25 protein-coding genes and 1 tRNA gene are annotated in these 24,822 nt (G+C 66.1%); 13 read left to right on the top strand and 13 right to left on the bottom strand.

All coding sequences use genetic code 11. The features are described from left to right. Positions 1 to 53 precede the first annotated feature (53 nt). The 3 genes from VF649_RS11515 to VF649_RS11505 are packed head-to-tail and all read left to right on the top strand — an operon-like array spanning position 54 to position 4,752. On the top strand, positions 54 to 3,623 hold the full coding sequence (locus tag VF649_RS11515; protein WP_331012098.1) for a CheR family methyltransferase: 3,570 nt from the start codon (positions 54 to 56) through the stop codon (positions 3,621 to 3,623). Further along, positions 3,620 to 4,030: a response regulator gene (locus VF649_RS11510; RefSeq protein WP_331012097.1), complete on the top strand. Its 411-nt coding sequence runs from the start codon at positions 3,620 to 3,622 to the stop codon at positions 4,028 to 4,030. Before VF649_RS11515 ends, VF649_RS11510 begins: the two co-directional genes overlap by 4 nt. Next, the gene (locus VF649_RS11505) at positions 4,027 to 4,752 is read left to right on the top strand and encodes a Crp/Fnr family transcriptional regulator (RefSeq protein ID WP_331012096.1); all 726 of its coding nucleotides are present in this window, start codon (positions 4,027 to 4,029) and stop codon (positions 4,750 to 4,752) included. Before VF649_RS11510 ends, VF649_RS11505 begins: the two co-directional genes overlap by 4 nt. Here the strand turns inward: VF649_RS11505 and VF649_RS11500 are convergent. From VF649_RS11500 to VF649_RS11490, 3 genes are read right to left on the bottom strand one after another with little or no spacing between them, the layout of a single operon-like run. Further along, a complete protein-coding gene (locus VF649_RS11500) occupies positions 4,745 to 5,602 on the bottom strand; it encodes an SDR family oxidoreductase (protein WP_331012095.1) in 858 nt (285 codons plus the stop codon). The genes VF649_RS11505 and VF649_RS11500 overlap by 8 nt on opposite strands. Before the next feature lie 12 nt (positions 5,603 to 5,614). Further along, positions 5,615 to 6,457: an MBL fold metallo-hydrolase gene (locus tag VF649_RS11495; protein WP_331012094.1), complete on the bottom strand. Its 843-nt coding sequence runs from the start codon at positions 6,455 to 6,457 to the stop codon at positions 5,615 to 5,617. A gap of 1 nt (position 6,458) precedes the next feature. Beyond that, on the bottom strand, positions 6,459 to 6,656 hold the full coding sequence (locus tag VF649_RS11490) for a hypothetical protein (RefSeq protein WP_331012093.1): 198 nt from the start codon (positions 6,654 to 6,656) through the stop codon (positions 6,459 to 6,461). 265 nt (positions 6,657 to 6,921) lie between these two features. Here VF649_RS11490 and VF649_RS11485 point away from each other — a divergent pair, with 265 nt between their 5' ends. Genes VF649_RS11485 through VF649_RS11475 form a run of 3 tightly spaced genes read left to right on the top strand, consistent with a single transcriptional unit; the run spans position 6,922 to position 9,410 of the window. Further along, entirely contained in the window at positions 6,922 to 7,422 is a 501-nt protein-coding gene (locus tag VF649_RS11485; RefSeq protein ID WP_414713671.1) for an SRPBCC family protein, read from the top strand. Between the two features lie 3 nt (positions 7,423 to 7,425). Next, positions 7,426 to 8,610 carry a zinc-dependent alcohol dehydrogenase gene (locus tag VF649_RS11480; RefSeq protein WP_331012091.1) on the top strand — a complete coding sequence of 395 codons (1,185 nt, stop codon included), beginning with the start codon at positions 7,426 to 7,428 and terminating at the stop codon, positions 8,608 to 8,610. Between the two features lie 11 nt (positions 8,611 to 8,621). Further along, positions 8,622 to 9,410, top strand: a complete 789-nt coding sequence (locus VF649_RS11475; protein WP_331012090.1) for an SDR family NAD(P)-dependent oxidoreductase — start codon at positions 8,622 to 8,624, stop codon at positions 9,408 to 9,410. Between the two features lie 357 nt (positions 9,411 to 9,767). On the opposite strand, the gene VF649_RS11470 is transcribed toward VF649_RS11475, so the two are convergent. The 7 genes from VF649_RS11470 to VF649_RS11440 form a co-directional block, all read right to left on the bottom strand. Further along, positions 9,768 to 9,843 (bottom strand) — tRNA-Thr (locus tag VF649_RS11470). 42 nt (positions 9,844 to 9,885) lie between these two features. Continuing rightward, positions 9,886 to 10,722 carry a hypothetical protein gene (locus VF649_RS11465; protein ID WP_331012089.1) on the bottom strand — a complete coding sequence of 279 codons (837 nt, stop codon included), beginning with the start codon at positions 10,720 to 10,722 and terminating at the stop codon, positions 9,886 to 9,888. A gap of 68 nt (positions 10,723 to 10,790) precedes the next feature. Beyond that, entirely contained in the window at positions 10,791 to 11,711 is a 921-nt protein-coding gene (gene cysK / locus VF649_RS11460) for a cysteine synthase A (RefSeq protein WP_331012088.1), read from the bottom strand. After that, complete coding sequence (locus VF649_RS11455) at positions 11,708 to 12,991, bottom strand: MFS transporter (RefSeq protein ID WP_331012087.1); 1,284 nt, start codon at positions 12,989 to 12,991, stop codon at positions 11,708 to 11,710. Before VF649_RS11455 ends, cysK begins: the two co-directional genes overlap by 4 nt. A 208-nt stretch (positions 12,992 to 13,199) precedes the next feature. After that, the gene (locus tag VF649_RS11450) at positions 13,200 to 14,021 is read right to left on the bottom strand and encodes an alpha/beta hydrolase (RefSeq protein WP_331012119.1); all 822 of its coding nucleotides are present in this window, start codon (positions 14,019 to 14,021) and stop codon (positions 13,200 to 13,202) included. Positions 14,022 to 14,087: 66 nt separating this feature from the next. Further along, the gene (gene astD, locus VF649_RS11445; protein ID WP_331012086.1) at positions 14,088 to 15,500 is read right to left on the bottom strand and encodes a succinylglutamate-semialdehyde dehydrogenase; all 1,413 of its coding nucleotides are present in this window, start codon (positions 15,498 to 15,500) and stop codon (positions 14,088 to 14,090) included. 47 nt (positions 15,501 to 15,547) lie between these two features. Continuing rightward, on the bottom strand, positions 15,548 to 16,936 hold the full coding sequence (locus VF649_RS11440; protein ID WP_331012085.1) for a protein adenylyltransferase SelO family protein: 1,389 nt from the start codon (positions 16,934 to 16,936) through the stop codon (positions 15,548 to 15,550). 37 nt (positions 16,937 to 16,973) lie between these two features. On the opposite strand from VF649_RS11440, the gene VF649_RS11435 reads away from it, so the two are divergent. From VF649_RS11435 to VF649_RS11410, 6 genes are all read left to right on the top strand, one after another. Next, positions 16,974 to 17,834 carry an alpha/beta hydrolase gene (locus tag VF649_RS11435; RefSeq protein WP_331012084.1) on the top strand — a complete coding sequence of 287 codons (861 nt, stop codon included), beginning with the start codon at positions 16,974 to 16,976 and terminating at the stop codon, positions 17,832 to 17,834. A 43-nt stretch (positions 17,835 to 17,877) separates the two neighbouring features. Continuing rightward, entirely contained in the window at positions 17,878 to 19,008 is a 1,131-nt protein-coding gene (locus VF649_RS11430) for a glycosyltransferase family 4 protein (protein ID WP_331012083.1), read from the top strand. A 75-nt stretch (positions 19,009 to 19,083) separates the two neighbouring features. Next, positions 19,084 to 20,487, top strand: a complete 1,404-nt coding sequence (locus VF649_RS11425; protein WP_331012082.1) for an NAD(P)H-dependent flavin oxidoreductase — start codon at positions 19,084 to 19,086, stop codon at positions 20,485 to 20,487. A gap of 4 nt (positions 20,488 to 20,491) precedes the next feature. After that, complete coding sequence (locus VF649_RS11420; RefSeq protein ID WP_331012081.1) at positions 20,492 to 21,190, top strand: glutamine amidotransferase; 699 nt, start codon at positions 20,492 to 20,494, stop codon at positions 21,188 to 21,190. Positions 21,191 to 21,273: 83 nt separating this feature from the next. Then, complete coding sequence (locus VF649_RS11415) at positions 21,274 to 21,798, top strand: hypothetical protein (protein ID WP_331012080.1); 525 nt, start codon at positions 21,274 to 21,276, stop codon at positions 21,796 to 21,798. 3 nt (positions 21,799 to 21,801) lie between these two features. Next, a complete protein-coding gene (locus VF649_RS11410) occupies positions 21,802 to 22,014 on the top strand; it encodes a helix-turn-helix transcriptional regulator (protein WP_331012079.1) in 213 nt (70 codons plus the stop codon). 75 nt (positions 22,015 to 22,089) lie between these two features. Here the strand turns inward: VF649_RS11410 and VF649_RS11405 are convergent, their stop codons facing one another. Both VF649_RS11405 and VF649_RS11400 read right to left on the bottom strand, forming a co-directional pair. Continuing rightward, a complete protein-coding gene (locus tag VF649_RS11405; RefSeq protein WP_331012078.1) occupies positions 22,090 to 22,380 on the bottom strand; it encodes a hypothetical protein in 291 nt (96 codons plus the stop codon). 90 nt (positions 22,381 to 22,470) lie between these two features. Then, the gene (locus tag VF649_RS11400; RefSeq protein ID WP_331012077.1) at positions 22,471 to 23,469 is read right to left on the bottom strand and encodes a D-glycerate dehydrogenase; all 999 of its coding nucleotides are present in this window, start codon (positions 23,467 to 23,469) and stop codon (positions 22,471 to 22,473) included. A 103-nt stretch (positions 23,470 to 23,572) separates the two neighbouring features. Here VF649_RS11400 and VF649_RS11395 point away from each other — a divergent pair, with 103 nt between their 5' ends. Continuing rightward, positions 23,573 to 24,055, top strand: a complete 483-nt coding sequence (locus tag VF649_RS11395) for an SH3 domain-containing protein (protein WP_331012076.1) — start codon at positions 23,573 to 23,575, stop codon at positions 24,053 to 24,055. A gap of 55 nt (positions 24,056 to 24,110) precedes the next feature. Here VF649_RS11395 and VF649_RS11390 read toward each other — a convergent pair. Continuing rightward, a partial coding sequence (locus VF649_RS11390; protein ID WP_331012075.1) for a TonB-dependent receptor domain-containing protein occupies positions 24,111 to 24,822 on the bottom strand: 712 nt, incomplete at its 5' end.

Here is a 24,822-nt window from a genome sequence, read left to right as displayed (position 1 = left end):
GACAAGCGCGCGCATCTTGTCTAAAGCCGATCAGCGATTACGGGACATGACAGATGGCGGACGACGACGGCAACGACCAGACGGCCGGGAAGCGCCCGCATCCCGGGCCCGTGCCATCGCTCTGCATCGCGATCGGTGCCGCGTGGTCCGACCGTGAGGGCGTCGCCGCCATCCTGGCGCGTCAGGATCTGCGCGATGTCGCGGTGCTGCTATGCCTGACGCATGCCGATCTGCCCGATGATCAGGCGATCATGGCGACGCTGGCCGATGGTCTTGGCCGGCCGCTGATGCCGATGGATGACGGCGAAGCGGTGCGGGCGGGTGCGGTATATCTGGCCCGCGATGCCGACATCGTCACGCTGGCCAACGACCATTTCACGGTCACGCAATCGGCGGGTGACGGCGATGCCGCCGGACGGATCGACTCCCTGCTGGTCAGCGTCGGCGAAGCGCAGCGCGAGCGCGCTGTGATCGTCGTGCTGGCGGGCGCCGGCGGCGACGGCACACTGGGCGCGACCGCGATCAAGGAACATGGCGGGCTGGTGATCGCCGAACGTCGGACCGAGGGGGGGCCGCCCAAGTCGGTCACGATCGGCGCGGCGACCAGCATCGCCGACTATGTCCTGCCGGTCGAGGAAATCGGCGACTGCCTGGCCGAATATGAACGCTATCTGCGCCAGATGCGGGCCGACGACATCGCGGATGCGGAGCGCCGGCGGATCACCGTGCAACTGGGCCAGATCGCGACGATCCTGCGCAACCGCACCGGCCATGATTTTCATGGGTACAAGCAGAACACGTTCATGCGCCGGGTGCAGCGGCGGATGCAGGTGCGCCGTTGCGAAACCGCCGATGCCTATATCGAGCATCTTCGCGACAGCAAGGACGAGGCGCAGCTGCTGTTCAACGACATGCTGATCGGCGTCACCCAGTTCTTCCGCGACGCACGGGAGTTCGAGACGCTGGAGAAGGAGGTCGTGCCCCGCATGTTCGAGGGCAAATCGGCCGTCGATTCGGTGCGGGTGTGGGTGCTGGGCTGTGCCACCGGAGAAGAAGCCTATTCGCTGGCGATCCTGTTGCGCGAGCATATGGCGACGATGGAAAGCCCACCGGAGGTCCAGATCTTCGCAACGGACATCGACGCGCGGGCGCTGGCGTCGGCACGGGTCGGCCGGTTCGCGGGCACGATCGCCCGGCATGTCAGCCCGCAGCGTCTGTCCCGCTGGTTCGTGCGCGAAGGCGAGACGTACAGCGTGGTGCGCGAATTGCGCGAGATGTGCATTTTTTCGCAGCATAACCTGATCAAGGATGCGCCCTTTTCAAAGCTCGACCTGATTTCGTGCCGCAACCTGTTGATCTATCTGGATCTGGACCTGCAGAACCGGGTCATCCCCTTGTTTCATTTCGCGCTGTTGCCCGACGCGTATCTGTTCCTGGGCAATTCGGAGAATGTGACGCGGCATTCCAAGCTGTTCGCGCCGATCGATCGCCGTTGCCGGATTTTCCGGCGGATCGAAACCGGGATGCGCGGGCTGACCGATTTCCCGCTGACCGCGATCCGCAGCCGATCGATCCCCGACATCACACCGGTCGTGACGCCGCAGAGCGAGAATGCGTTGAGCCGGCGGGCGGAGCGGATCGCGGAACGGCACGCGCCGGCCTATGTCATCGTCGATGCGCAGTTCGACATCCTGCATTTTTCGGGTCGGACCGGTCGTTACCTGAACCCGTCGCCGGGCACGGCCACATTGAACATCATGGGGTTGATCCACCGCGACCTGCGTCTGGACCTGCGCGCGGCGCTGCACCGCGCGATCGCGGACCGGACGATCGTGATGTCGCCCCCGATCCGAATGGCGCTGTCGGATCAGGAAAGCCGGTTCGTCCACATCATCGTCGAGCCGATCGATCTGGCTTATGGAGAATATCCGAGTTTCGTCGTGCTGTTCCGCGACGGCGAGACCGTCACGGAGAGCCCCGATCCGGAGCCGGCGCCGTCAACGATCCGCGACGAGCATGTCCGCCGGCTGGAACGCGACCTGCGCATCAGCCGCGAACGCCTGCAATCCACGATCGAGGAGCTGGAAAGCACGAACGAGGAGCTGAAGTCCAGCAACGAGGAATATCAGTCGGTCAACGAGGAACTCCAGTCCGCGAACGAGGAACTGGAGACGTCGAAGGAGGAGCTGCAGTCCGTCAACGAGGAGCTGCAGACCGCCAACAGCGAACTGGCCAACCGGATCCACGATCTGGGCCATGTCAATTCGGACCTGAAGAACCTGCTGGAAAGCACGCAGATCGCGACGGCGTTCCTGGACAATGACCTGCATGTCCGCGGCTTCACGCCCGCGCTGACCGAGATTTTCCACCTGATCGACAGCGACATCGGGCGGCCGATCCTGCACATTGCCGGGCGGATCGATTTCCAGCTGCTGGTGGACGATGTCCGGCGCGTCATGCGGACATTGACCACGATCGAACGTGAGGTGAGCGACCCGCGGTCTTCGACACGCTATCTGGCGCGGATACTGCCTTATCGGTCGGTCGACAATTTCATCGCCGGCGTGGTCATCACCTTTCTGGACATCACCGCGACGGTGGAGGCGGAGAAGGCGCTGCGCCTGTCGGAGGAACGGTTCCGCACGATGGCGCGTGCGGTGCCGATCGTGCTGTTCACCGCGGATGCCGAGTTCCGGTTCGACTATGTCAACGAACGCTTCGCAGACCTGACCGGCACGACCGTGGCCCAGGCGATCGGCGACGGCTGGATGACCGCCGTCCATCCCGATGATATCGCCCGGGTGCGCGATGGCTGGCAGGTGGCGGCAAGCACGCACACGATGTTCGAAGTCGAATGCCGGATGCGGGCCGCCACGGGCGGATTCCGGTGGATGATGATCCGGTCTGACGCGATCGAAGAGGATGAATCCGAGGTTCGGCGCTGGTCGGGATCGATCATGGATATCGATGCGCTGCGCATGGCGACCGAGCATCAGAAGATCCTGATGGGGGAATTGCAGCACCGGGTGAAGAACATCCTGGCGGTGGTGCGATCAATCTTTTCCCGAACCTTCGATGCCGGCGGATCGTCGACGGAGATGGCCGAGCATTTCCTGGGACGGATGGGCGCGCTGGCGCGGACGCAGACGGTGGTGTCCCGGACGCCCACCGGCCGCGTCGACCTGGAAGAACTGATCCGCGACGAATTGCTGAGCCTGGGAGCGAGCGACGGGCCGCGCGTCCGGATCGACGGTCCCGCCGTGCTGTTGCAACAGAAGACGGCGGAGACGATCAGCCTGGCCATCCATGAACTGGCAACCAACGCGACCAAATATGGCGCGTTGTCCGCGCGGACCGGGCATCTGGACGTCATCTGGTCCGTCCAGCCCGGATCCAGCGGTAGCCGGCTGTTGCTGGAATGGCAGGAAAGCGGGGTTCCCGTCGTCCCGACCGAACCGGCGCGCAGCGGGTTCGGACGCGAACTGATCGAACATGCCTTGCCGTACCAACTGGGCGCGACCACGGCGCTGGAGTTCGCGCCGGGCGGGGTGCGATGCTCGATCAACATCCCGATCGCGGCCCGGCCGGATTCCGACGAAGCAGATGATGGGACGATGGTATGAAGACCCCGGCGGAACGCCTGGCCGACAAGCGCATCCTGATCATAGAGGATGAGTATTTCATGGCCGACGATCTGCGCCGCGCCCTGACGCGGGCGGCGGTGCGGGTGGTGGGGCCCGTGCAGACGCTGGATCAGGGACTGGAACTGGCGAAGACCGAACCGCTGGATGCGGCGCTGCTGGACATCAACCTGGATGGAGTGATGTCCTATCCGGTCGCCGACGTGTTGATGGAACGCCGCATCCCGTTCGGCATGGCAAGCGGTTATGATCATTGGTCGATACCGGAACAGTATCGCGGCGTTGCGCGTCTGTTAAAGCCATACACCTTGAACCAGGCCGTCCGGTTGCTTGCCGACCTTGCGGCACCGCCCGCCGGAGCGGGCCAGACACAGGGAACGCCCAAATGACGCTGAACGCGCATGCCATTCATCCCCCGCATTCCGCGCAGGCCAGGATCTCCGGATTGGCGACCCTGTCCGAAGCGGAACATGCCCTGCTGGATCGCAGCACGCGCAACCGCCGGCGCGTGTCGCCCTATCGCGAGTTTCTGAGCGAGGGGCAGCCGGTGCCGCGCCCGTTGCTGCTGCTGTCGGGATGGGCATGCCGGTTCCGGGTGCTGTCCGACGGCCGGCGTCAGATCCTGGGCTTCATCCTGCCGGGCGACCTGGTCGGACTGTGTCGGACCGACCATGCGATCGCTTCGGCCAGCGCGCTGGCGCTGACGCAGGTCGAGATTTGCGAGATGCCGGGGACGGAACCGACACCGACGCCCGGCCTGGCGCAGGCCTATGCCCTGGCGGGCGCAATGGACGATTTCTACCTGCTGAATCAGGTTACCCGGCTCGGCCGGTTGACCGCCTATGAACGGATCGCCGACCTGTTCCTGGAAATGTACGACCGCATGGAACTCGCCGGTCTGGCGACCGATCATGAGATGACCCTGCCGATCACGCAGGAGACACTGGCCGATGCGCTTGGGCTGACCAGTGTCCACGTCAACCGGACGTTAAAGGCGCTGCGCCGGGACCGGGCGGTCGTCCTGGAAAGCGGATTGCTGACCTTTCCGGACTATGCCGCCCTGGCCGCGCAGGTTGACCACCGCGCGTACCGGGCCCCGACGGTCAGATGAAGGGCTTGCCTCCGGTGACGGCGATCGTCGCACCGGAGATGTAGCTGGCTTCGTCGCTGGCCAGCATCACATAGGCCGGGGCGAGTTCGACCGGCTGGGCGGGGCGGCCGAACGGCACCTGTTGCCCGAATGTCCGCACCTTTTCCGGCGGCATGGTCGACGGGATCAGCGGGGTCCAGACCGGACCGGGCGCGACGCAGTTCACGCGGATCCCCTGTTCGGCCAGCAACTGCGCCAGGCCGCCGGTGAAATTCTGGATCGCGCCCTTCGTGGTGGCATAGGCCAGCAATTGTTCGCTGGGGTTGTCGGCGTTGATCGACGTGGTGTTGACGATCGCGCCACCCTTCGGCATGTGCGGGACCGCGGCCTTCGCCAGGAAGAACATCGCGTGGATGTTGGTGCGGAAGGTGGCTTCCCATTCCTCGTCCGGAATATCGGTGATGGTGTCGAACGTGGCCTGGTGCGCGGCATTGTTGACGAGGATGTCGACGCGTCCGAACGCCGCAACCGCCTTGTCGACGATCGCGCGGCAATGTGCGCTCTGCTGGATGTCGCCGGGGACGAGGATGGCGGTGCGGCCGGCCTCTTCCACCAGACGCTTCGTTTCCTCCGCGTCCTGATCCTCGCTGAGGTAGGAGATCAGGACATCGGCCCCTTCGCGCGCAAAGGCGAGTGCGACGGCGCGGCCGATGCCGCTGTCGGCGCCGGTGATGATCGCCTTCTTGTCTGCAAGCCGGTTCGAGCCGCGATAGCTGGTTTCCCCATGGTCGGGCACGGGATCCATTGCCGGCGTGCTGCCGGGCATCGATTGCGGCTGATCAGGGAAGGGTGGCGTCGGATAATCGGTCATGTCGGTCTCCGGTCAGGGTTGCTGGTCGAGGGTTTCGTATTCGAGTACGTCATGCGCACAGAAGATGCGGACGTCGTTCGCGTGATCGAGCGACAATTGCCGGACGCGCGCCTGGTTGGTGCGGCGGGCGCGGCGGTCGACATCCATCATCCTTTGATAGCCGCGCAGGCCGGGCGGGCAGTCGCGCCGTGCGCTGCCGACCTCCCCATGGTGGAAATAGGCGTCGGCGGCGTAGAACAGCCAGGTGCCGCCCGCTTCACGGATCGCGACGCCGGCATGGCCCCAGCTGTGGCCGGCGAGCGGCACCAGCAGGATTTCAGGCGGCAGGCCGCGGAGATCGCGGACGGCATCAAACCCGAACCAGCGTTCGCCGCCGCCGAACGGATAGAGCGCCCAATGTTGCGCATCATTCCACTGTTGCGGGCGATAGCGCTTGCGCGCGACAAACACGCCGCCGTCCCGTGCATCCGCCGCTTCCTTTTCGCGCGCGGTGACGTGAACGCAGGCGTCGGGGAAATCCTCGATCCCCCCGGCATGGTCGAAATCCAGGTGGCTGACGATGATGTGCCGCACGTCGCGCGGATCGAAGCCAAGCGCGCGGACCTGCGCCACGGCAGTTTCGCGTTCGCGCAGCTGTATGTTGTTGAGCGCGAGGAAGTAATCGGACAGCCGCTGGCGCGGGCGGGCGATGTCGCGGGTGCCAAAGCCGGTATCGATCAACACCAGCCCGGCATCGTCGGTTTCGATCAGCAGGCAATGACAGACGAGATGCGCGCGGACGCCGTCGCTATCGCCATCGAACAGCCGACCACCGATGGGGCAGCAGGTGCCGCAGTTGAGATGATGGATGCGCATGTCAGAGCCCCGGTGGTGCGACGGCCGGCGCCGTCGGCGGTGACGATTGGCCGTGGGTCAGGCGATCACGCGTGCGCGTCGCCAGCATCGGGGCACGCCGCGCGGCCCGCGTCCACGCCCAGGCACCAAGCGCGACCGCGCCAAGCGCGAACAGCGGGCCGGCGCGATGCGGCCGGCGATATCGGGTGGGGTCGTCCATGCGTGCTCCTTCGGCATCGGCATCGGCATGGCGGTGGGAACGCAGGCCGCGCGGATTGTTTCGCCCGAAAACAGCCCGAGAAACTTAGGTTGGTGCGTTTTCAGGAGCAGCGGCACGGGGGCAGGGCGGTGGGGAACGTCCCCGGACATCCTTCGTTAAGCCACTATATCCAGGAGGATTTATGGAAACGACACCGGCATCCCATGCGGATGACGCACCCCTTGTGACGTCCAAGACCGTGGCGGGCGATGATGCCGCGGCCACCATGGGTCTGGTACCCCGCGGCGATGCGCTGACCGGTTTCGTGGTCACGATCAACCGGCCGCGGCAGGCGCTGTTCGACTATTTCCGGGACTTCGCGCAGCTGCCGACGTTCATGGAAAATGTCGCGCGGATCGATGTGCTGGACGCGCGCCGATCGCATTGGGTGGTGAAGGCCCCTGCCGGCAAGACGGTGGAGTGGGACGCCGTGGTGACTGAGGAGCAGCCGGGCGAACTGATCGCCTGGGCCTCCGCCGACGGCGCGGATGTGCCGAACAGCGGGCGGATCACGTTCCGCGACGCCGGCGCCCGCGGCACCATCGTCACCGCGCAGATCCTGTACGATCCCCCCGCCGGCGTGGTCGGCAAGGTGATCGCCAAGATGTTCCAGCGCGAACCCGCCATCCAGGTGCGGCGTGACCTGCGGCGGTTCAAGCAGTTGATGGAGACCGGCGAGGTCACCACCGCGGCGCGCAACCGCGCAGCCCAGCATGAGAAGGACTGACCGATGCGCGCACTGACCTGGCACGGGAAGCATGATGTTCGCGTCGATACGGTCGACGATCCCGAAATCGTCAACCCGCGCGACGCGATCATCAAGATCACGTCGACCGCGATCTGCGGATCGGACCTGCATCTGTACGACGGGTACATCCCGACGATGCAGGCCGGCGACATTCTGGGCCATGAATTCATGGGCGAGGTGGTCGAGACCGGGTCCGGCAGCACGCTGACCAAGGGGCAGCGGGTGGTGGTGCCGTTCACGATTTCCTGCGGCAGTTGCTACCATTGCGGGAAGCAGCAATATTCCGCGTGCGACAACGGCAATCCGTCCGACAATCAGGATATCGGGCAGGAACTCTACGGACAACCGATGTCGGGACTGTTCGGCTATAGCCACCTGACCGGCGGCTATGCGGGGGGGCAGGCGGAATATGTGCGCGTGCCGTTTTCGGACGTCGGGCCGATCGTCATCCCGGACGGGATCGAGGACGACAAGGTGCTGTTCCTGTCCGACATCCTGCCGACCGGATGGCAGGCCGCGGAAAATGCCGACATCGAGCCCGGCGATACCGTGGCGGTGTGGGGGTGCGGGCCGGTCGGGCTGTTCGCGATCCAGTCCGCGTTCCTGATGGGCGCGGAGCGGGTGATCGCGATCGATCATTTTCCCAACCGGCTGGCGCTTGCCCGTCGGTTCGGTGCGGAAACGATCAACTTCGAAGAGACAAAAACTTATGAAGCGTTGCTGGCGATGACCGGCGGGATCGGTCCGGACGCGGTGATCGACAGCGTCGGGCTGGAGGCGCACGGCCTGTTCGTCGACAATGTGGTCGACCAGATCAAGGCGTCGACCTTCCTGGGGACCGACCGTATCCACGCCATCCGCCAGGCGATCGTCGCGTGCCGCAAGGGCGGGCGTGTGTCGATGCCCGCCGTCTATGGCGGAATCGTCGACAAGTTTCCGCTGGGTGCGTTCATGGAAAAGGGGCTGACGCTGAAGACAGGGCAGACCCATGTCCAACGCTATTTGCCGGGACTGTTGAACGCGATCCTGGAGGACAAGATCGATACGACGTTCCTGATCAGCCACCGGATGCCGCTGGAGCAGGCGCCGGAGGGGTACAGGATGTTCCACGACCAGCAGAATGAAGTGACCAAGATCGTGCTGAAACCCGGCATGGTCGCGGCTTGAGGAGAATGGATATGTCCGATCGCAAATTCGCCATCGTTACCGGTGCCTCTACGGGTATCGGGTTCGAACTGGCCAGCCTGGCCGCCGAAAATGGCTATGACATATTGGTCGTGGCCGACGAGCCGCTGATCGATGCGGCCGCCGCCGATTTCCGGTTGCACGGCGGTTCCGTGGAGTCGGTCGAGGCCGACCTGTCGACGCTGGACGGCGTCGACACGCTGCTTGCGGCGGCCGGTGGGCGGAGGATCGACCTGCTGTGCGCCAATGCCGGACGCGGACTGGGGCGTGCGTTCCTGGATCAAGACGTGGCAGACTGGCGGCGCGTGATCGACACCAATGTCACGGGCACGCTGTACCTGTTGCAAAAGGTATTGCGCGACATGGTGGCGCGGGACGATGGCAAGGTGCTGGTCACCGGATCGATCGCGGGGTTCATGCCGGGCAGCTTCCAGGCGGTCTATAATGGCACCAAGGCGTTCGTCGACAGTTTCACCGACGCGATCCGCGACGAGATCAAAGATGCCAAGGGCGTGCAGATCACGACGCTGATGCCGGGGCCCGTCGAAACCGAATTCTTCGACCGCGCCGACATGATGGACACCGATATCGGCACCTCCGACAGCAAGAGCGACGCCGCCGCCGTGGCGCGCGATGGCTGGAACGCGCTGATAGCCGGTAAGGCGAGTATAGTGTCCGGCTGGAAGAACAAGCTGCAGGTCGCTGCCGCGCACGTCACCCCGGCGCCGGTGCTGGCGCATATGCACCGCAACATGGCGGAGCCGGGCACGGCGAAGGAGTGATGACCAATCGTCATGTGTCACCTGACGCATGACGATCTGCAATCTGCACGAATCCGGTGCAGACCGACAGTATCCGGGACGAGTTGCTTCGTGCCTTAGCCGAAACAGGGAACGTAAAAGCGTCTGAACGGAAGATCGGTCGATCGCTTTTGACGTTTTTCCGAGGCTTTAGCTGAGTGCGGAAACCATCGCCGCTTGGCCGTGACGGTGATGGAGGTCGCCCGCCATCCGGGTGTCACCCGACAGGTGATGCTCGCGTCGTGGAACGGCAAGCCATGGTGACCTCGTTCGCGCCCGTGCGGACGATATCAAGGTCGTCCGGTTTGCGTCGCGGCGTAAGGCGCTTCGGGATCGAAATGGTGCCGAGTGTCGGACTCGAACCGACGACCTACCGCTTACAAGGCGGTTGCTCTACCAGCTGAGCTAACCCGGCTTCGGTGTCTCCATGCCCCGGCTGCGGGCGCGGGGCAAGGGGTCAGGGGACGCCGAACGTCCAGCCCTCCGTGCGGGCGAGCGCCGGGTCGAGCGGGGACGGGCGCCACAGGGTCGCGTCGTAGGCGACGTGGCGGAGCCAGGCGGCGGCGAGGACCGCGTCGGTGGCGTGATCGTCATAGCGGTTCAGGGCCGCGTGCGGGCGCGTGCCGAGCGCCGCCAGCGCCGTGTCGAGTGCTGCGGCCTCGCGTATCTTGCTGCGACCCGGTGGCAGACCGGCAGCACGCGCGGCAATGGTGGTATAGATTTCCACGATCAGCGGGCCGGTGTCGGGAACAGGCGCGAACGGCCAGAGCGGAACGCGGCCACCCAGATGGTGGAGCAGGCGCATGCCGGTGAGGCTGGATTTGCCCACCTGCGCGGCGCCGATCAGGTTGAAGCTGCTGATCGCATTGCCAAGACCGAGCGTACGGCAGCGCTGTTCAACGACCCGCAACCGGCCGAGCCCGCCATCGAACAGATCGCCGCACAGGACCGCGCCGGCATGGGCGTGCCGGTAATGGCGATCGGCCGGGGCCTGCCGGGCGAAGGTGGAGGCGGAGAGATGCGCTTCGTTCTGGCAGCGCCGGTCCACCATCGCCCACAAGCCGGCGGCGTCGGGTGGGCTGTCGCCCCAATCCGGAAAATAGGCGCCACGATCGCGGAAGGGCAGCGCAGGCGAGAAGTCGATGCCGATCAGCAGGTCGGTCGCCGCGTCGGCATGGGCGCGCAGCCAATCGAGCACGCCCGACCGCGACCAGCCACGATCCGGCGCGATCAGGACCGGTGCGGCGTCGCCGACCGCGCATTCGGCGAGCGTGATGCCCCGGGGGCGCGCCACCGCCTGCCCGGACCAGTCCAACGCCGCGAAGCGCGTGAAGCGGCGCGGGGCGCCCGGCGCGGCGGCCGTTACTTCTCCGGCAGGAATTCGGGCACCGACAGGTAGCGTTCGCCCGTGTCATAGTTGAAGCCGAGAATGCGCGCGTCAGGGGCGAGATCGGGCAGCTTCTGCGCGATCGCCTGAAGCGTGGCGCCCGACGAGATGCCGACCAGCATGCCTTCTTCGCGCGCCGAGCGCAGCGCCATGGCCTTGGCGGCGGCGGGATCGACCTGGATCACGCCATCGAGCAGATCGGTGTGGAGGTTCGCCGGAATGAAGCCGGCGCCGATGCCCTGGATCGCATGCGGCCCGGGCTGGCCACCGGAGATGACAGGCGACAGCGTCGGTTCGACCGCGAAGATCTTGAGCGCGGTCCACTGCTTTTTCAGGACCTCTGCCACGCCGGTGATATGGCCGCCGGTGCCGACGCCCGTGATGATCGCGTCGATCGGCGTGTCGGCAAAGTCCGTGAGGATTTCCTGTGCGGTGGTGCGGACATGGACATCGATGTTCGCGGGATTTTCAAACTGCTGCGGCATCCAGGCGCCGGGTGTGGAGTCGACGATTTCCAGCGCGCGTTCGATCGCACCCTTCATCCCCTTTTCCTTCGGCGTCAGATCGAAGGTGGCGCCATAAGCGAGCATCAGCCGGCGGCGTTCGATCGACATCGATTCGGGCATGACCAGGATCAGCGTATAACCCTTGACCGCCGCGACCATGGCGAGGCCGATGCCGGTGTTTCCACTGGTCGGCTCGACGATCGTGCCGCCGGGTTGCAGCCGGCCGTCCGCCTCCGCCGCTTCGATCATGGCGAGTGCGATCCGGTCCTTGATCGAACCGCCGGGGTTGGACCGTTCGGACTTGATCCAGACCTGTGCATCCGGGAACAGCCGCGCGACTCGGACGTGCGGCGTGTTGCCGATGGTCGAAAGGATGCTGTCAGCGATCATGGCTTTGTCTCCTGAGCCGTATCGAGGGGCGGATTTTCTATCGGCGGTGCGTCGAAACTGCGTGCGGCGCGGAGTTCGGGAAACCAGCGCGACCAGAGTGCCGCGACCAGCATCGCGCCGACGCCGCCCGCGACCACCGCGGCGACCGGACCGACCAGCGCGGCCAGAAAACCCGATTCCGCCTCCCCCAACTCGTTCGATCCGGAAATGAACAGCGAGGAGACCGCGCCGACGCGGCCGCGCATCTCGTTCGGGGTCGACAACTGGATCAGCGATTGCCGGACATAGACCGAGAACATGTCGGCGATGCCCAGCAGCATCAGGCAGGCGAGCGACAGCAGCATGTTGGTGGACAGCCCGAACACCACGGTCGCGGCACCGAACACGCCGACCGCGGCCAGCATCTTGACCCCCACATCCTGTTTCAAAGGGCGGAACGCGAACCACAGCGCGGTCGCCGCCGCCCCGAAGGCGGGCGCGGCCCGGAGGTGGCCGAGCCCCTCCGCCCCGACATGGAGCACGTCGCGCGCATAGATGGGAAGCATCGCGGTCGCCCCGCCGAGCAGAACGGCGAACAGATCGAGCGAGATCGCGCCGAAGACGATGCGATTATGCCGGACATAATGAAGACCGTCGATCATCTGTCGCCACGGATTGGCGCCGCGATCCAGCGTGGTGCGCGCGATCGGGCCGATCGCCATCAGCGCGAGGAAGGTGATGAGAAACAACCCGGTGGCGGTGGCGAAGGGCAGCCAATGGCTGTGCGCATAGAGATAGCCGCCGGCCGCCGGACCGACAATGCCGCCGGTCTGCCAGGCGATCGAACTGAGCGCGATCGCGGTAGGAAGAATCGCGGCGGGAACGAGATTGGGGGCGAGGGCACCCAGCGCCGGACCGGCAAAGGCGCGAGCCACGCCGAGCAGCGCCGCGATCGTGAACAATATCGGCAATGTGGTGCTGTTGGTCCAGGCGAACCAGGCCAGGGTGCCGGCGCATCCCGCCTCCAGCAGCACGGCGCCGCGCGCGATCCAGCGCCGGTCGATCCGGTCCGCGGTCCAGCCGACGACGAGCGTCAGCAGCAGCAGCGGCACGAATTGCGCGACGCCGATCAGCCCGAGCTGAAATGCGGCTTCCTTCGGCGCCATCGTGCGGCGGGCAATATCATAGACTTGCCAGCCGATCACCACGACCATCGCATTCTGCGCGAGCGTCGAACAGAAGCGCGCGATCAGATAGGCCCGGTAGTCGGGAAAGCGGAGGGGATGGGGGGGCTTGGTCACGATGCGTGTCTAGGCGGGGTGGGACGGCGGCGGCAAGGCGGGTTCCGATTTGCATCGGGAAAGACGCAGTGTCCGGTCCTTGTCCTCACCTCGGCCGACGGATTGCCGTGATGGCCGATCCGATCGGTCGGCCGTGAACCCCGGCTTTCGCCGGGGTGATGGCGGGTGGTCGAAAGGGTCACGGTATCCGGTTGCGCGTATTGCAGGTTCATCCCTTCACGAAGGCCAGCAGGTCTTCCGTGAAACGGTCCTTTTCCGTCACGGTCAGGCCGTGCGGCGCGCCGGAATATTCGATCAACTGCGCCTGGGTGATGCCCGCGGCGGCAGCGCGGCCGGTGGGAGCGATCGGAACCGTGCTGTCATCGGTGCCGTGCAGGACCAGCGTCGGTACGCGGAAGGCCGCGAGATCGGGACGGAAATCGGTGGTGCCGAAGGCATGGACGCAATCGAGCGTGCCTTTCAGTCCGGCCATCAGCGCCTGGCGGGTGAAGTCGTCCAGAACCTCCTGGCTGACTGGGCTGGAGATCCAGCCGACGCCGTAAAACTGCTGCGCGAAGGTCGCCATGAAGTTCGGGCGATCCTTTGCGATGCCGGCCTGGATCTGATCGAACATGCCGGCGTCGACGCCGTGGGGATTGTCGTCCGTCTTCAGCATGTAGGGCGCGACGGAGGAGATCAGCCCGGCCTGGACGATGCCGCGACCGTCATGGCGCGACATGTAGCGTGCAACCTCGCCCCCGCCCATCGAGAAGCCGACGAGCGTGGCGTCCTGTACGCCGGTCGCGTCGATCACGTCGGCCAGATCGTCGGCCAGCGTGTCATAGTCATAGCCGGTCCATGGCTGCCCCGACCGGCCGAACCCGCGACGATCGTAAAAGATCACGCGGTGGCCGGCATGGGCGAGCGCGAGGGCCTGATCGTCCCAGCTGTCGGCGGTCAGCGGCCAGCCATGGAGCAGGATGACCGGCCGGCCGCTGCCCCAATCCTTTACGTAAAGATCGGTCGAATCCTTGGTCTTCACATATGGCATGGACATGCTCCGGCGGGGGTGTTCGGGGTGAACGCGGTGGCGGGCGGGGAGTTGCCCGCCCATCCGTCAACCGTCGCGCAGGCCGATGCCCATCGAGGCGCGCGGTTGTTCCGCCTCGGTCGACACGACGGGATAGGCGCAGTAATCGGCCGCATAATAGGCGCTGGGGCGGTGATTGCCGGACAGGCCGACGCCGCCGAACGGCGCCTTTGACGGCGCGCCGTTGGTGGGACGGTTCCAGTTGACGACGCCGGCACGAATGTTCGCCCAGAAGCGGTCATAGAGTTCGGGCGTACCGCTGACCAGCGACGCCGCCAGGCCGAAGCGGGTGGCGTTCGCCTCCGCAATGGCGGCATCGAAATCGGGAACGCGCACGATTTGCAGCACCGGGCCGAAGATCTCGTCATCGGAACGGTTCTGCACCCCCGTGACGTCGATCAGCGCGGGGCTGAGGAATGGGTGGTCGGGGGAGGGGCGGATCATCTGCTTGATCGCGCGGCCACCGGCCAGGATCAGGTCCAGAAACGCTTCCTGCACGCGGTCGGCGGCGTCATTGTCGATCACCGGCCCCATGAATGGCGCCGGGCTGGCATGGGGTTCGTCGACGATGATGCGATCGATCAGCCGGCCGATCTGATCCACCAGCGCGTCATGCGCGCCGTCATGCACGATCAGGCGCCGGGCCGCGGTGCAGCGCTGCCCCGCGGACATATAGGCCGATTGCACCGCGATCACCGCGGCGGAGTAGATGTCCGGCGTGTCCCACACCACCAGTGGGTTGTTGCCGCCCAGTTCCAGCGCCAGCATCTTGTGCGGCATATCCGCGAACTGGCGGTGAAGCGCGGCGCCGGCGGCGGCGGACCCGGTGAAGAGCAGCCCATCGATTCCGTCATGCCCCGCCAGCGCGCGGCCGGTGGCGGGGCCACCCTGCACACAGCGGACGACATTTTCGGGCACGCCCGCCGCATGCAGGCATTCGACAAGGAAGGCACCGGTGGCGGGTGTCTTCTCCGACGGTTTGAACAGGATGCCGTTGCCCGCGATCAGCGCGGGAACGATATGCCCGTTCGGCAGATGCGCCGGAAAGTTGAACGGCCCCAGCACCGCCATCACGCCATGCGGTTTGTGGCGGACCGCGATGCGCGCGCCCATCGCCCCTTCCAGCCGACGTTGGGGCGTGCGTTCGGCATAGGCCGCGACCGAAATGTCGACCTTGGCGATGACGCTGTCGACCTCGGTCCGGGCTTCCCACATCGGCTTGCCGGTTTCGCGCGCGATCAAGTCCGCAAACACTTCCGCCCGGGTGCGGACGGTGTTGGCGAAGCGGCGCAGCGTTTCGACCCGGACGGTCAGCGGGCGTGCGGCCCAGCCGATCCATCCGGCGCGGACGGCGGCGACCTCCGCATCGACATCGCCGATCGGCCCGCGCCAGAGAAGAGCACCGGTGGCGGGTTCGGTGGAAATAAGTTCACTGGTCATGTCGGCGCGCACCTTGGCGGTCGGGACGGGGGCTGGCAACGCGGTATTTAGCCGCGAAGCGCGTCGCCCATGCGGCGGATGGCGGCGATCTTCGTCTGCAGCGGTGCCCAGTCGTCACTGGCCGCGATCGGCGCCCACAGCGCTTCGACCTCCGCGATCGCCATGCCGCAGGGGTCGGGATCGGACCAATAGGGAAGGTCCAGCGGCGCAGCGGGGCCGAAACCGGCGGCGATGTCGCGAAACGCATCGAACCGCGGATCGGCATAGGCGGCGGTGTCGGTGCGCAGCCGGCCGCCGCGCCAGTCGAAGAAGAAGCGATCGATCGCGGTGTCGCTTTCGGCCAGCGCCGCCTCCATCGCGCCGAGCAGCGCGAAATCCTCCGCTTCCCCCCGCGACCGGACACCAAGCCGAGCAAGGATCGCATCGCGGAACGCGGTTTCATAGGCGGGTGCGTAGAGATCGACCATCGGCGCCAGCGCCTCCGCCGAGGCCAGGGTGCGGAGCGCGATGGCGAGTTGTACCACGTTCCAGTGGATCGCCGCCGGCTGGCGCCCGAAGGCGTAGAGCCCGTTCTGATCGAAATAGGCGGCGGTGAAGCCGGCCTCCCATCGCGGCGCGAACCGCCACGGGCCATAATCGAAGCTTTCGGCGGTGATCGCGATATTGTCGGTGTTGAGCACGCCGTGGACGAACCCCGCCGCCATGTAGGACGCCGCCAGCCGTGCGGTCCCGCGCGCGACATGGGCGAGCAGCTGCGCCTCCGGCGCGTCGCCGGGTTCTTCGCCGTACAGGTGGACCAGGCAATATTCGACCAGCGCGCGCATGCTGTCGGCGTCACCGAGATGGGCGAGCCGCTGGAACGATCCGATGCGGATATGCCCGTGGCTGAGCCGGACGAGAACCGCCGAGCGGGTGGGGGAGGGTTCGTCGCCGCGGTGCAGTGCCTCCCCGGTTTCGATGAGCGAGAAGGTCTTGGATGTCCGGACGCCCAGCGCTTCCAGCATTTCGGTCGCGAGAATTTCACGCACGCCACCCTTCAGCGTCAAGCGGCCGTCGCCCGACCGGCTCCACGGCGTGGTGCCCGATCCCTTGGTGCCGAGATCGAGTAACCGATCCGCCCCGTCGCGAAGCTGCGCGAACAGGAAACCGCGGCCGTCGCCAAGATCGGGATTGTAATAGCGGAACTGGTGGCCGTGATAGCGCAGCGCCAACGGCTGTTCCAGCGAGCCGGGAAGCGGAGCGAACCGCCCGAAATGGCGGATCCAGTCCGCCTGCGTCAGCGTATCGAGCCCGACCGTGGCGGCGTGGCGATCGTTGCGGAAGCGCAGGATCGTTTCCGGGAAGTTCGCCGCGACGACCGGATCGTAGAGCGTGTCGGGCAGGGACAGGATCGTTCGTTCGGGACGATAGGCGGCGGGTTGCGGGCTTGGCTGCATAAAGGGATATGTGGGCCGGGCGATGAAGGGTGCAAGCATGGCGGCGTGGACGGACGGCTATTGGTGGTCGAAGGACGGCATCCGGTTGCACTATCGCGACTATCCGGGGGATGCGGCGCGCCCGCCGATCCTGTGCATCCCCGGGCTGACCCGTAATCCCCGCGATTTCGAGGCGCTGGCGACCGACCTGTCGGCGGCGGGCTGGCGGGTGATCTGCGTCTCGCTGCGCGGGCGCGGCGAAAGCGGTTACGCCAAGGACCCCATGAGCTATGTTCCGCTGGTCTATCTGCAGGATCTGGAGGCGCTGTTCGAGACAATCGGCATCCAGCGGTTCGTGGCGATCGGCACGTCGCTGGGCGGCATCCTGACGATGTTGCTTGCGGCGACCGGGGGCGACCGGATCGCGGGCGCGGTGCTGAACGATATCGGTCCGGTGCTGGAAGCGGCCGGGCTGGTGCGGATCAAGAATTATGTCGGCAAGAATACCAGCTTCCCAACCTGGCTGCACGCCGCGCGCGCGATCGCCGAAACCAATGCCGCCGCCTTTCCGACGTTCGAGATCGGCGACTGGCTGGCGATGGCGAAGCGGTTGTGTCGGCTGACGCCGTCGGGGCGGGTGGTGTTCGATTATGACATGTGCATCGCGGAGCCGATGCGGGTTCCGAACGAAGGCGCGCTGGATATGTGGCCGGCCTTTGCCGCGTTGCGGGACGTGCCGCTGCTGCTGGTGCGCGGCGCGGTGTCGGACCTGCTGTCCGCCACCACGGCAGACGCGATGGTGGCGCGACATGCCGGCGCCGAACTGGTGACGGTGGCAGATGTCGGCCATGCCCCGACGCTGGACGAACCGGAGGTGCGCACGGCGATCACGCGGCTGTTGGCGCAGGTTGCGGCCTGACGCTTGGGACGGCGTTAACGGGCGGGTGCTACAGCAGCGCGCGATGAACCCGATCCGCATCCTCCATCTGCATTCGACCTTTGCACTGGGCGGGAAGGAGGCGCGTGCCGTCCGGCTGATGAACGCATTCGGCGCCGCGGCGACCCATGTCGTGCTGAGCGCGATGCCGGACCAGATGGGCGCGCAAGCGGCCATCGCGGACGGGATCGGCGTGACATTCCCCGACGATGCGCCGTCGTTGCAGGGCAAGCCCGCCCCCGCGCGCTATTGGCGGCTCGCGCGTTATATGGCCGGTTTCGATCTGGTGCTGACCTATAATTGGGGCGCGATGGACGCGGTGATGGCGCGGCGGATCCATGCGCCGGTGCTGCGCATGCCGCCGATCGTGCATCATGAGGACGGGTTCAACGCCGACGAGACGCAGGGCCAGAAGCCCAAGCGGGTGTGGTTCCGGCGGCTGGGTCTGGGCGCCGTCGACGCGGTGGTGGTGCCGTCACGGCGGCTGGAGGCGATCGCGGGCACGATCTGGAAACAACCGGCGGTGCGCATCCACCGGATCGCGAACGGGATCGCTGTCGATCACTATGGCGGGCCGCCGGCGCCCTTGCCCGGATTCGCGCCGATGCCGGGGGACGTGGTGATCGGGACGATTGCCGGATTGCGCGCGGTCAAGGATTTGCCGCGGCTGGTGCGTGCGGTGGCGGCGTTGCCGGCGCACGTTCGGCTGCTGATCGTCGGAGAAGGGCCGGAGCGGGCGGCGATCACGGCGGAGGCAGCGCGGCTGGGCATTGCGGGCCGCGTGCATCTGGCCGGGTTCCACGCGCGGCCGGCGGCGGTGCTGGGGCATTTCGACATCTTTGCGCTGTCGTCGGAAAGCGAACAGTTCCCGATTTCCGTGCTGGAGGCGATGGCGGCGGGGCTGCCGGTGGCGGCACCGGATGTGGGCGATGTCGCGACGATGGTGGCGGGGGAGAACCGGAGGTTCGTGGTGGGTGCCGCGGACCCCGATCCGCTGGCGTCGGCGCTGGCGACGCTGGCGGACGATCCGGTGCTGCGGACACGGCTGGGTGCCGCGAACCGGGCGGTGGCGGAGGCGGTATACCGCGAGGATGCGATGATCGCGGCCTATCATGCGCTGTACGAACGGGTGGCGCGGCGTCCGATCGCGCTTTGACGTGCTTTCCCCGCAACCCTGTTATATGGGGACGCGTATGGATTTGGGGCATCAGCCCGACCGGGAGGCATTTCGTTGTTCAAGGGTATCAGGCCGATCCACTATGGCGGTCGCGAAGTCTGGCCACTGATCGAAGGCGGCAAGGGTGTTGCCGTGTCCAACCATATGAGCAGCGGCGCGTGGGCCGCGGCGGGCGGGATCGGCACCGTATCGGCGGTGAACGCCGACAGTTACGACCCGGAAGGCAAGATCATTCCGCAGGTTTATCATGCGTTGACGCGGCGCGCGCGGCATGAGGAACTGGTGCAATATGCGATCGACGGTGCGGTCGAGCAGGTTCGCCGGGCATTCGAGATGTCGGGCGGCAAGGGCGCGATCAACATCAACGTGTTGTGGGAGATGGGCGGTGCGCAACGCGTGCTGCACGGGGTGCTGGAACGCACGCGCGGCATGATCGCGGGCGTCACCTGCGGCGCGGGCATGCCGTACAAGCTGAGCGAGATCGCGGCGTCCTACGGCGTCAGCTATCTGCCGATCATCTCGTCCGGCCGGGCATTCCGGGCGCTGTGGAAGCGCGCCTATTCCAAGGCGTCCGAATATCTGGGCGCGGTGGTGTATGAGGATCCGTGGCGCGCGGGCGGGCATAACGGGCTGTCCAACGCCGAGGACCCGCTGGTCCCGCAGGATCCGTATCCGCGCGTGAAAGCGCTGCGCGACACGATGCGCGAAGGGGGGATTTCGGACGATGTACCGATCGTGATGGCGGGCGGCGTCTGGAACCTGAAGGACTGGAACGACTGGATCGACAATCCCGAGCTGGGATCGATCGCCTTCCAGTTCGGGACGCGACCGCTGCTGACCCGCGAAAGCCCGATTCCGGAGGGATGGAAGAATGCGCTGATGACGCTGGAGGAAGGCGACATCCTGCTCCACCGCTTCTCGCCCACCGGCTTTTATTCGTCGGCCGTGCGCAACCCGTTCCTGCGCCATCTGGAGGCGCGATCCGAACGCCAGATCGCGTTCAGCGGCGAGGCGGCGGGCGATCATCAATATCAGCTCGACGTCGGGGTGAAGGGCAAGAGTTTCTGGGTGACGCGGGGCGATCTGCTCCGCGCGCGCGAATGGGACATGCTGGGCTTCACATCGGCATTGAAGACGCCCGACAACACGCTGGTGTTCGTGACGCCGGAGGAGATGAAGGCGATCCGCAAGGACCAGGCGGATTGCATGGGGTGTCTCAGCCAGTGCAGTTTCTCCTCTTGGGCCGATACAGAGGGCAATTCGACCGGCCGGCTGGCCGATCCGCGGAGTTTCTGCATCCAGAAGACGTTGCAGGACATCGCCCATGGCGGACCGATCGAGCAGAACCTGATGTTCGCCGGCCATTCGGCGTTCCGGTTCAAGAAGGACCCCTTCTATTCGAACGGGTTCGTGCCATCGACCGAGCAACTGGTCGACCGGATCCTGACGGGAGACTGATCGCATGCCGCAAGCGCTGATCGTACGGCATACTTCGTTCGAAGGCGCGGCCGGGTTTCGCCAGCCGATCGAAGCGGCGGGCTATGCGTTCGCGCGAATCGACGTGCTGGACCCTACGTTCAGTGAGGCCGATTTCCTGTCGCCCGACCTGCTGGTGCTGATGGGCGGGCCGATGGGTGTCTATGATCGCGATGCACATCCGTGGATCGGGGGCGAGATCGCGCGGATCGCGGAACGGCTGGACGGGGGATTGCCGACGCTGGGCGTCTGCCTGGGGGCGCAGCTGATCGCGGCGGCGCTGGGCGCGGACGTGTACAAGGGGCCGGCGCCGGAAATCGGGTTCGCGTCGGTGACGCCGAACGCGGCCGGGTTGGCGTCGCCGGTGCGGCACCTTGCCGACGTGCCGGTGCTGCATTGGCATGGTGATACGTTCGACCTGCCCCACGGATGCGAATTGCTGGCATCGACCGATCGGTATCGCCACCAGGCCTATCGCCGCGGACCCACCCTGCTGGCGCTGCAATGCCACCCGGAGATGGGCGAGGATCCACGGATCGCACGCTGGATCGACGGTGGCGCGGCGGAGATGGCGGCGGCGGGTACCGACGCGGACACCATCCGCGCGGAGTATGCGGCCAAGGGTCCGGGCGCGGTGGCGGCGGGACGCGCCTTGCTGGCGGAGTGGCTGGCGGAGTTAGGCTGAAAATCGTCGCTCATCGTGGACCTGGACTTCATTCCGATCTCAACCTAGCATATCGTTTATCGATATTAGGGGGGAGTCGCTTCATGAAGAGGGGTGTCAGTGTTTGGCTGCTTGAGCTTGTCACATGGCTGATAACGGGCTTCTTGCTGTTTTTCGCGGTGGATGCCGTGAGGCTGCTGGTGATCGCGCTATTTGCCCCCTCGGAATGGCCGGAAGCCTATACACTGAAGACGGCAATCGCGGGGTTCGAGTTGCCGACCGTCTATCTATGGGCACGTCTGATCTACATCGGAAGAGAGGCCGCGATGGTTGCGGTTGCGGCCTTGATGATCCTGCCGATCGCCGGGATCGTGCGCAGCCTGAAAAAAGGCGGTCCGTTCATCGCATCCAACATCATACGGCTACGCCTGCTGGCCCTTGGCTGCGGAATCTATGGCTTCGGTCCGCTTCTGAGTCCGTTGATCCCGATCGATATCCGGATTTCGCTCGGTCTTCTCGACGCATTCATAAATGGATCTGCCGCCGCGATGGCCCTGCTCGCGCTGGTGCTGGCGGAGATATTCCGCGAGGGAATGCGCTTCCGGGACGATGTCGAGGGCACGATCTGACGGATGCCTGTTCGCGTAACTCTGGACCAGCTGTTGATCGCACGCCGGCTGTCGCTGGCGGACCTTGCCAAACAGGTTGATCTCACCCCTGCCAATCTGTCGATACTGAAAACCGGCAAGGCGCGTGCTATCCGTTTCAGCACTCTGGAAGCGCTTTGCCGGACATTGGAATGCCAGCCGGCTGACCTGCTCTGTTATGATCCATCGGCCGAGTAGCCTGCAGCTGCTCCTGACAAAAAAAGCGCCCATCCCAAGGATGAGCGCCCTTTCTTGTGGCCGAAGCCGTCGCGATCAGCGCTGATAGACGCGACGGCCGCGCTTATCGAGCGAGTAGCGGCGGCCGCGATTGTCGCGGTAATAGCGCTTGTTCTTGCTGAGCGCGGTATAGGCGGCCCCACCGGCGGCACCGATCAACGCACCATTGCCGGTCGACAGACCGGGGATCAGCGCGCCGGCCACCGCGCCGCCGGCGCCGCCGATCGCGCCGCCCTTCAGCAGCTGACCCGCGCTCTGCGCCGAGGCCGGTGCGGCGAAGCCGAGCGCCATGGCGGCGACACCGACGATATATTTGCTGGTCTTCATGAGATCACCCTTTCGAAATCGAAACACATCCGGAACAACGGCACAAAAGCCACCCGGTTCCTTCATCGGAGGTTCAGCGAAAAGCCGGCGTCAGATCCACCCGTCCAGGACCTGATCCGGCGGGCGATGACCATCGATCCAGGCCCTGATATTGGCGATCGTCTTGTCGCCGGTGGCGATCCGTCCCTCGAACGTCGCCGATCCCATGTGCGGGAGCAGCACGACATTGGCGAGGCCGAGCAGACGCGGATCGACGGCCGGTTCCTGTTCGAACACGTCCAGCCCGGCGCCGGCGATCGCACCCGAGGCCAGCGCATCGATCAGCGCGGCTTCCGCGACAATCTCGCCGCGCGCGATGTTGATGAGATAGGCGTGGCGGCCGAGCAGGCCCAGCCGGCGCGCGTCGATCAGCCGGTGCGTCTCCCGCGTGTGGGGACAGTTGATCGACACGATGTCGACATCGGCCAGCATCGCATCGAGATCGGGGTAGTAGGTCGCGGCAAGATCCGCCTCCACCGCCGCGGGCAGGCGGCGGCGGTTGTGATAGGCGATCGACAGGCCGAACGGCGCGGCCCGGCGGGCGATCGCGCGGCCGATGCGGCCCATGCCGATGATGCCCAGCCGCTTGCCGCCGATGCGGTGGCCCAGCATGCCGCACGGGCTCCACCCCGCCCAGCGGCCGGACCGGACCAGCTTCTCCCCCTCTGCCAGCCGGCGCGGCACCGACAGGATCAGCGCGAGCGCCATGTCCGCCGTATCCTCCGTCAACACGCCGGGCGTGTTGGTGACGACGATCCCGGCGGCGCGCGCAGCAGCAAGATCGATGTGATCGACGCCGGCGCCAAAATTGGCGATCAGCCGCAGGCGCGGGCCGGCGCCGCGGATCAGGTCGCCATCAATCTCGTCCGCGATGGTGGGCACCAGAACATCGGCCCCGGCCATCGCCGTGGCCAGCGCCGCGCGGTCCATCGGCTGATCGTCGGGCGAGGACACGAAATCGAACAGTTCGGCCATGCGCGCCTCGATCCCGTCGGTCAGCCGGCGGGTCGCGACGACGCGGGGATGGGGCGGACGATCGGTTGCGGCCATGACCACAGCGCTTGGCGTTCCGCGCGGGCAGCGTCAAGCATCACGGTTGTCGAGCGGTGGCCAGCGCGCCTAAAGCCGACGGATATGGTGCAAGGACAGGGATATGACGACGCGGTTCGGGATCATGGCGGCGATCTGCGTGGCGATGGCCAGTGGCAGCGCCCCGGCGCAGGCGCCACGCCCGCTGCCCTATTGGGCGTCGCTGACCGCCGGCGATGCGTTGATGCGCAACGGCCCGGGGCGCGAATATCCCGCAAGCTGGCGCTACCGCCGGATCGGCCTGCCGCTGAAGGTGGTGGCGGTGCACGACAGCTGGCGCAAGGTGCGCGAGCCGGATGGAACCGAAGGCTGGATGGCGTCGGTGCTGCTGACCGACAAGCGCACTGCGATGGTGCAGGGCGGGATCGCCGCGCTCCGCACCGCACCCGCCACCGGCGCCGCCGTGCAATGGCGCGCGGAGGCTGGCGTGATCGGCCGCCTGTCCCAGTGCAGCGCAGGCTGGTGCCGGATCGACGTGGGCGGCAAGGCAGGCTTTGTGGAAGCGAGCCAGTTGTGGGGCGTGGAGATGGGTGAAGTGGTGGAGTGAAACAGAAAGGGCGACAGGTTTCCCTGCCGCCCTTTCGTTCCTACAAACCGCTCGATCAGAAGGCGAAGCGGATCTGCGTCTGCCAGGTCCGCGGCGAACCGACGCGGAAGCGCGGCGCTGCGGACAGGGTGGCCGCCGTCGTGATGTTGCCCAGATAATATTCGTTGAACACGTTATCGACGCGGAACGACAGGAAGGTATTTTCCATGCCCAGCGGCTGGAGGCTGATCCGCGCATCGATGTCCACCGTGTCGTAGGCGTCCGTTGCACCGTTGGCGGAGATGGGCGCGCTGCCGATCCCGGTCAGCACGAACGGCGTTCCCGCGGTCTGGCCGGCCGCGGTTGTTGTTGCCAGGGTCCGACCATTGTCGTCCGTCGACCAGCGCTTGCCGACATGCTTCCACTGCGCGCCGAGGGCAACATATCCGAAGTCGAGATCGGCGCGACCGCCCCACTGCCACTTCGGCGTTTCGACGAATTCCGCGCCGCCGGTGCGGACCAGCACCACATTGTTGGCGCCCAGAATGTCGTTCTTGATCTTGCTCTTGATGTACGAGACGAAGGGCGACAGCGACAGTTGCTGAACCGGCTGGAACGCGACGGACGCATCGAAGCCCTTCGATGTCGCATCGCCGACGTTGCGATCGATCGAGGTGCCGAAGGTCGGGCTGGCCGGATCGGCGTCAGTCGCGCTGACGATGCGGTTCTTGTACTTGGTATAGTAGGTTGCGACCTGCGCCTGCACCCTGCTGGCGCGGTAGCGGTAG

It is taken from the genome of Sphingomonas sp., from assembly GCF_036387535.1.
Lineage (GTDB): Bacteria > Pseudomonadota > Alphaproteobacteria > Sphingomonadales > Sphingomonadaceae > Sphingomonas_R.
The sequence above is the reverse complement of the archived record's forward strand: the minus strand, read 5'-3'. Positions and strand labels throughout refer to the sequence as shown.

Excerpts from the sequence above, each read along its gene's own strand:
- VF649_RS11505 (WP_331012096.1), top strand. The coding sequence starts at position 4,027 with ATGACGCTGAACGCGCATGCCATTCATCCCCCGCATTCCGCGCAGGCC.
- VF649_RS11490 (WP_331012093.1), bottom strand. The coding sequence starts at position 6,656 with ATGGACGACCCCACCCGATATCGCCGGCCGCATCGCGCCGGCCCGCTG.
- VF649_RS11450 (WP_331012119.1), bottom strand. The coding sequence starts at position 14,021 with ATGCCATATGTGAAGACCAAGGATTCGACCGATCTTTACGTAAAGGAT.
- VF649_RS11430 (WP_331012083.1), top strand. The coding sequence starts at position 17,878 with ATGAACCCGATCCGCATCCTCCATCTGCATTCGACCTTTGCACTGGGC.
- VF649_RS11410 (WP_331012079.1), top strand. The coding sequence starts at position 21,802 with ATGCCTGTTCGCGTAACTCTGGACCAGCTGTTGATCGCACGCCGGCTG.
- VF649_RS11495 (WP_331012094.1), bottom strand. The coding sequence starts at position 6,457 with ATGCGCATCCATCATCTCAACTGCGGCACCTGCTGCCCCATCGGTGGT.
- VF649_RS11480 (WP_331012091.1), top strand. The coding sequence starts at position 7,426 with ATGCGCGCACTGACCTGGCACGGGAAGCATGATGTTCGCGTCGATACG.
- VF649_RS11440 (WP_331012085.1), bottom strand. The coding sequence starts at position 16,936 with ATGCAGCCAAGCCCGCAACCCGCCGCCTATCGTCCCGAACGAACGATC.
- VF649_RS11415 (WP_331012080.1), top strand. The coding sequence starts at position 21,274 with ATGAAGAGGGGTGTCAGTGTTTGGCTGCTTGAGCTTGTCACATGGCTG.
- VF649_RS11485 (WP_414713671.1), top strand. The coding sequence starts at position 6,922 with ATGGGTCTGGTACCCCGCGGCGATGCGCTGACCGGTTTCGTGGTCACG.
- VF649_RS11395 (WP_331012076.1), top strand. The coding sequence starts at position 23,573 with ATGACGACGCGGTTCGGGATCATGGCGGCGATCTGCGTGGCGATGGCC.
- VF649_RS11500 (WP_331012095.1), bottom strand. The coding sequence starts at position 5,602 with ATGACCGATTATCCGACGCCACCCTTCCCTGATCAGCCGCAATCGATG.
- VF649_RS11435 (WP_331012084.1), top strand. The coding sequence starts at position 16,974 with ATGGCGGCGTGGACGGACGGCTATTGGTGGTCGAAGGACGGCATCCGG.
- astD (WP_331012086.1), bottom strand. The coding sequence starts at position 15,500 with ATGACCAGTGAACTTATTTCCACCGAACCCGCCACCGGTGCTCTTCTC.
- VF649_RS11400 (WP_331012077.1), bottom strand. The coding sequence starts at position 23,469 with ATGGCCGCAACCGATCGTCCGCCCCATCCCCGCGTCGTCGCGACCCGC.
- VF649_RS11405 (WP_331012078.1), bottom strand. The coding sequence starts at position 22,380 with ATGAAGACCAGCAAATATATCGTCGGTGTCGCCGCCATGGCGCTCGGC.
- VF649_RS11420 (WP_331012081.1), top strand. The coding sequence starts at position 20,492 with ATGCCGCAAGCGCTGATCGTACGGCATACTTCGTTCGAAGGCGCGGCC.
- VF649_RS11515 (WP_331012098.1), top strand. The coding sequence starts at position 54 with ATGGCGGACGACGACGGCAACGACCAGACGGCCGGGAAGCGCCCGCAT.
- cysK (WP_331012088.1), bottom strand. The coding sequence starts at position 11,711 with ATGATCGCTGACAGCATCCTTTCGACCATCGGCAACACGCCGCACGTC.
- VF649_RS11510 (WP_331012097.1), top strand. The coding sequence starts at position 3,620 with ATGAAGACCCCGGCGGAACGCCTGGCCGACAAGCGCATCCTGATCATA.
- VF649_RS11475 (WP_331012090.1), top strand. The coding sequence starts at position 8,622 with ATGTCCGATCGCAAATTCGCCATCGTTACCGGTGCCTCTACGGGTATC.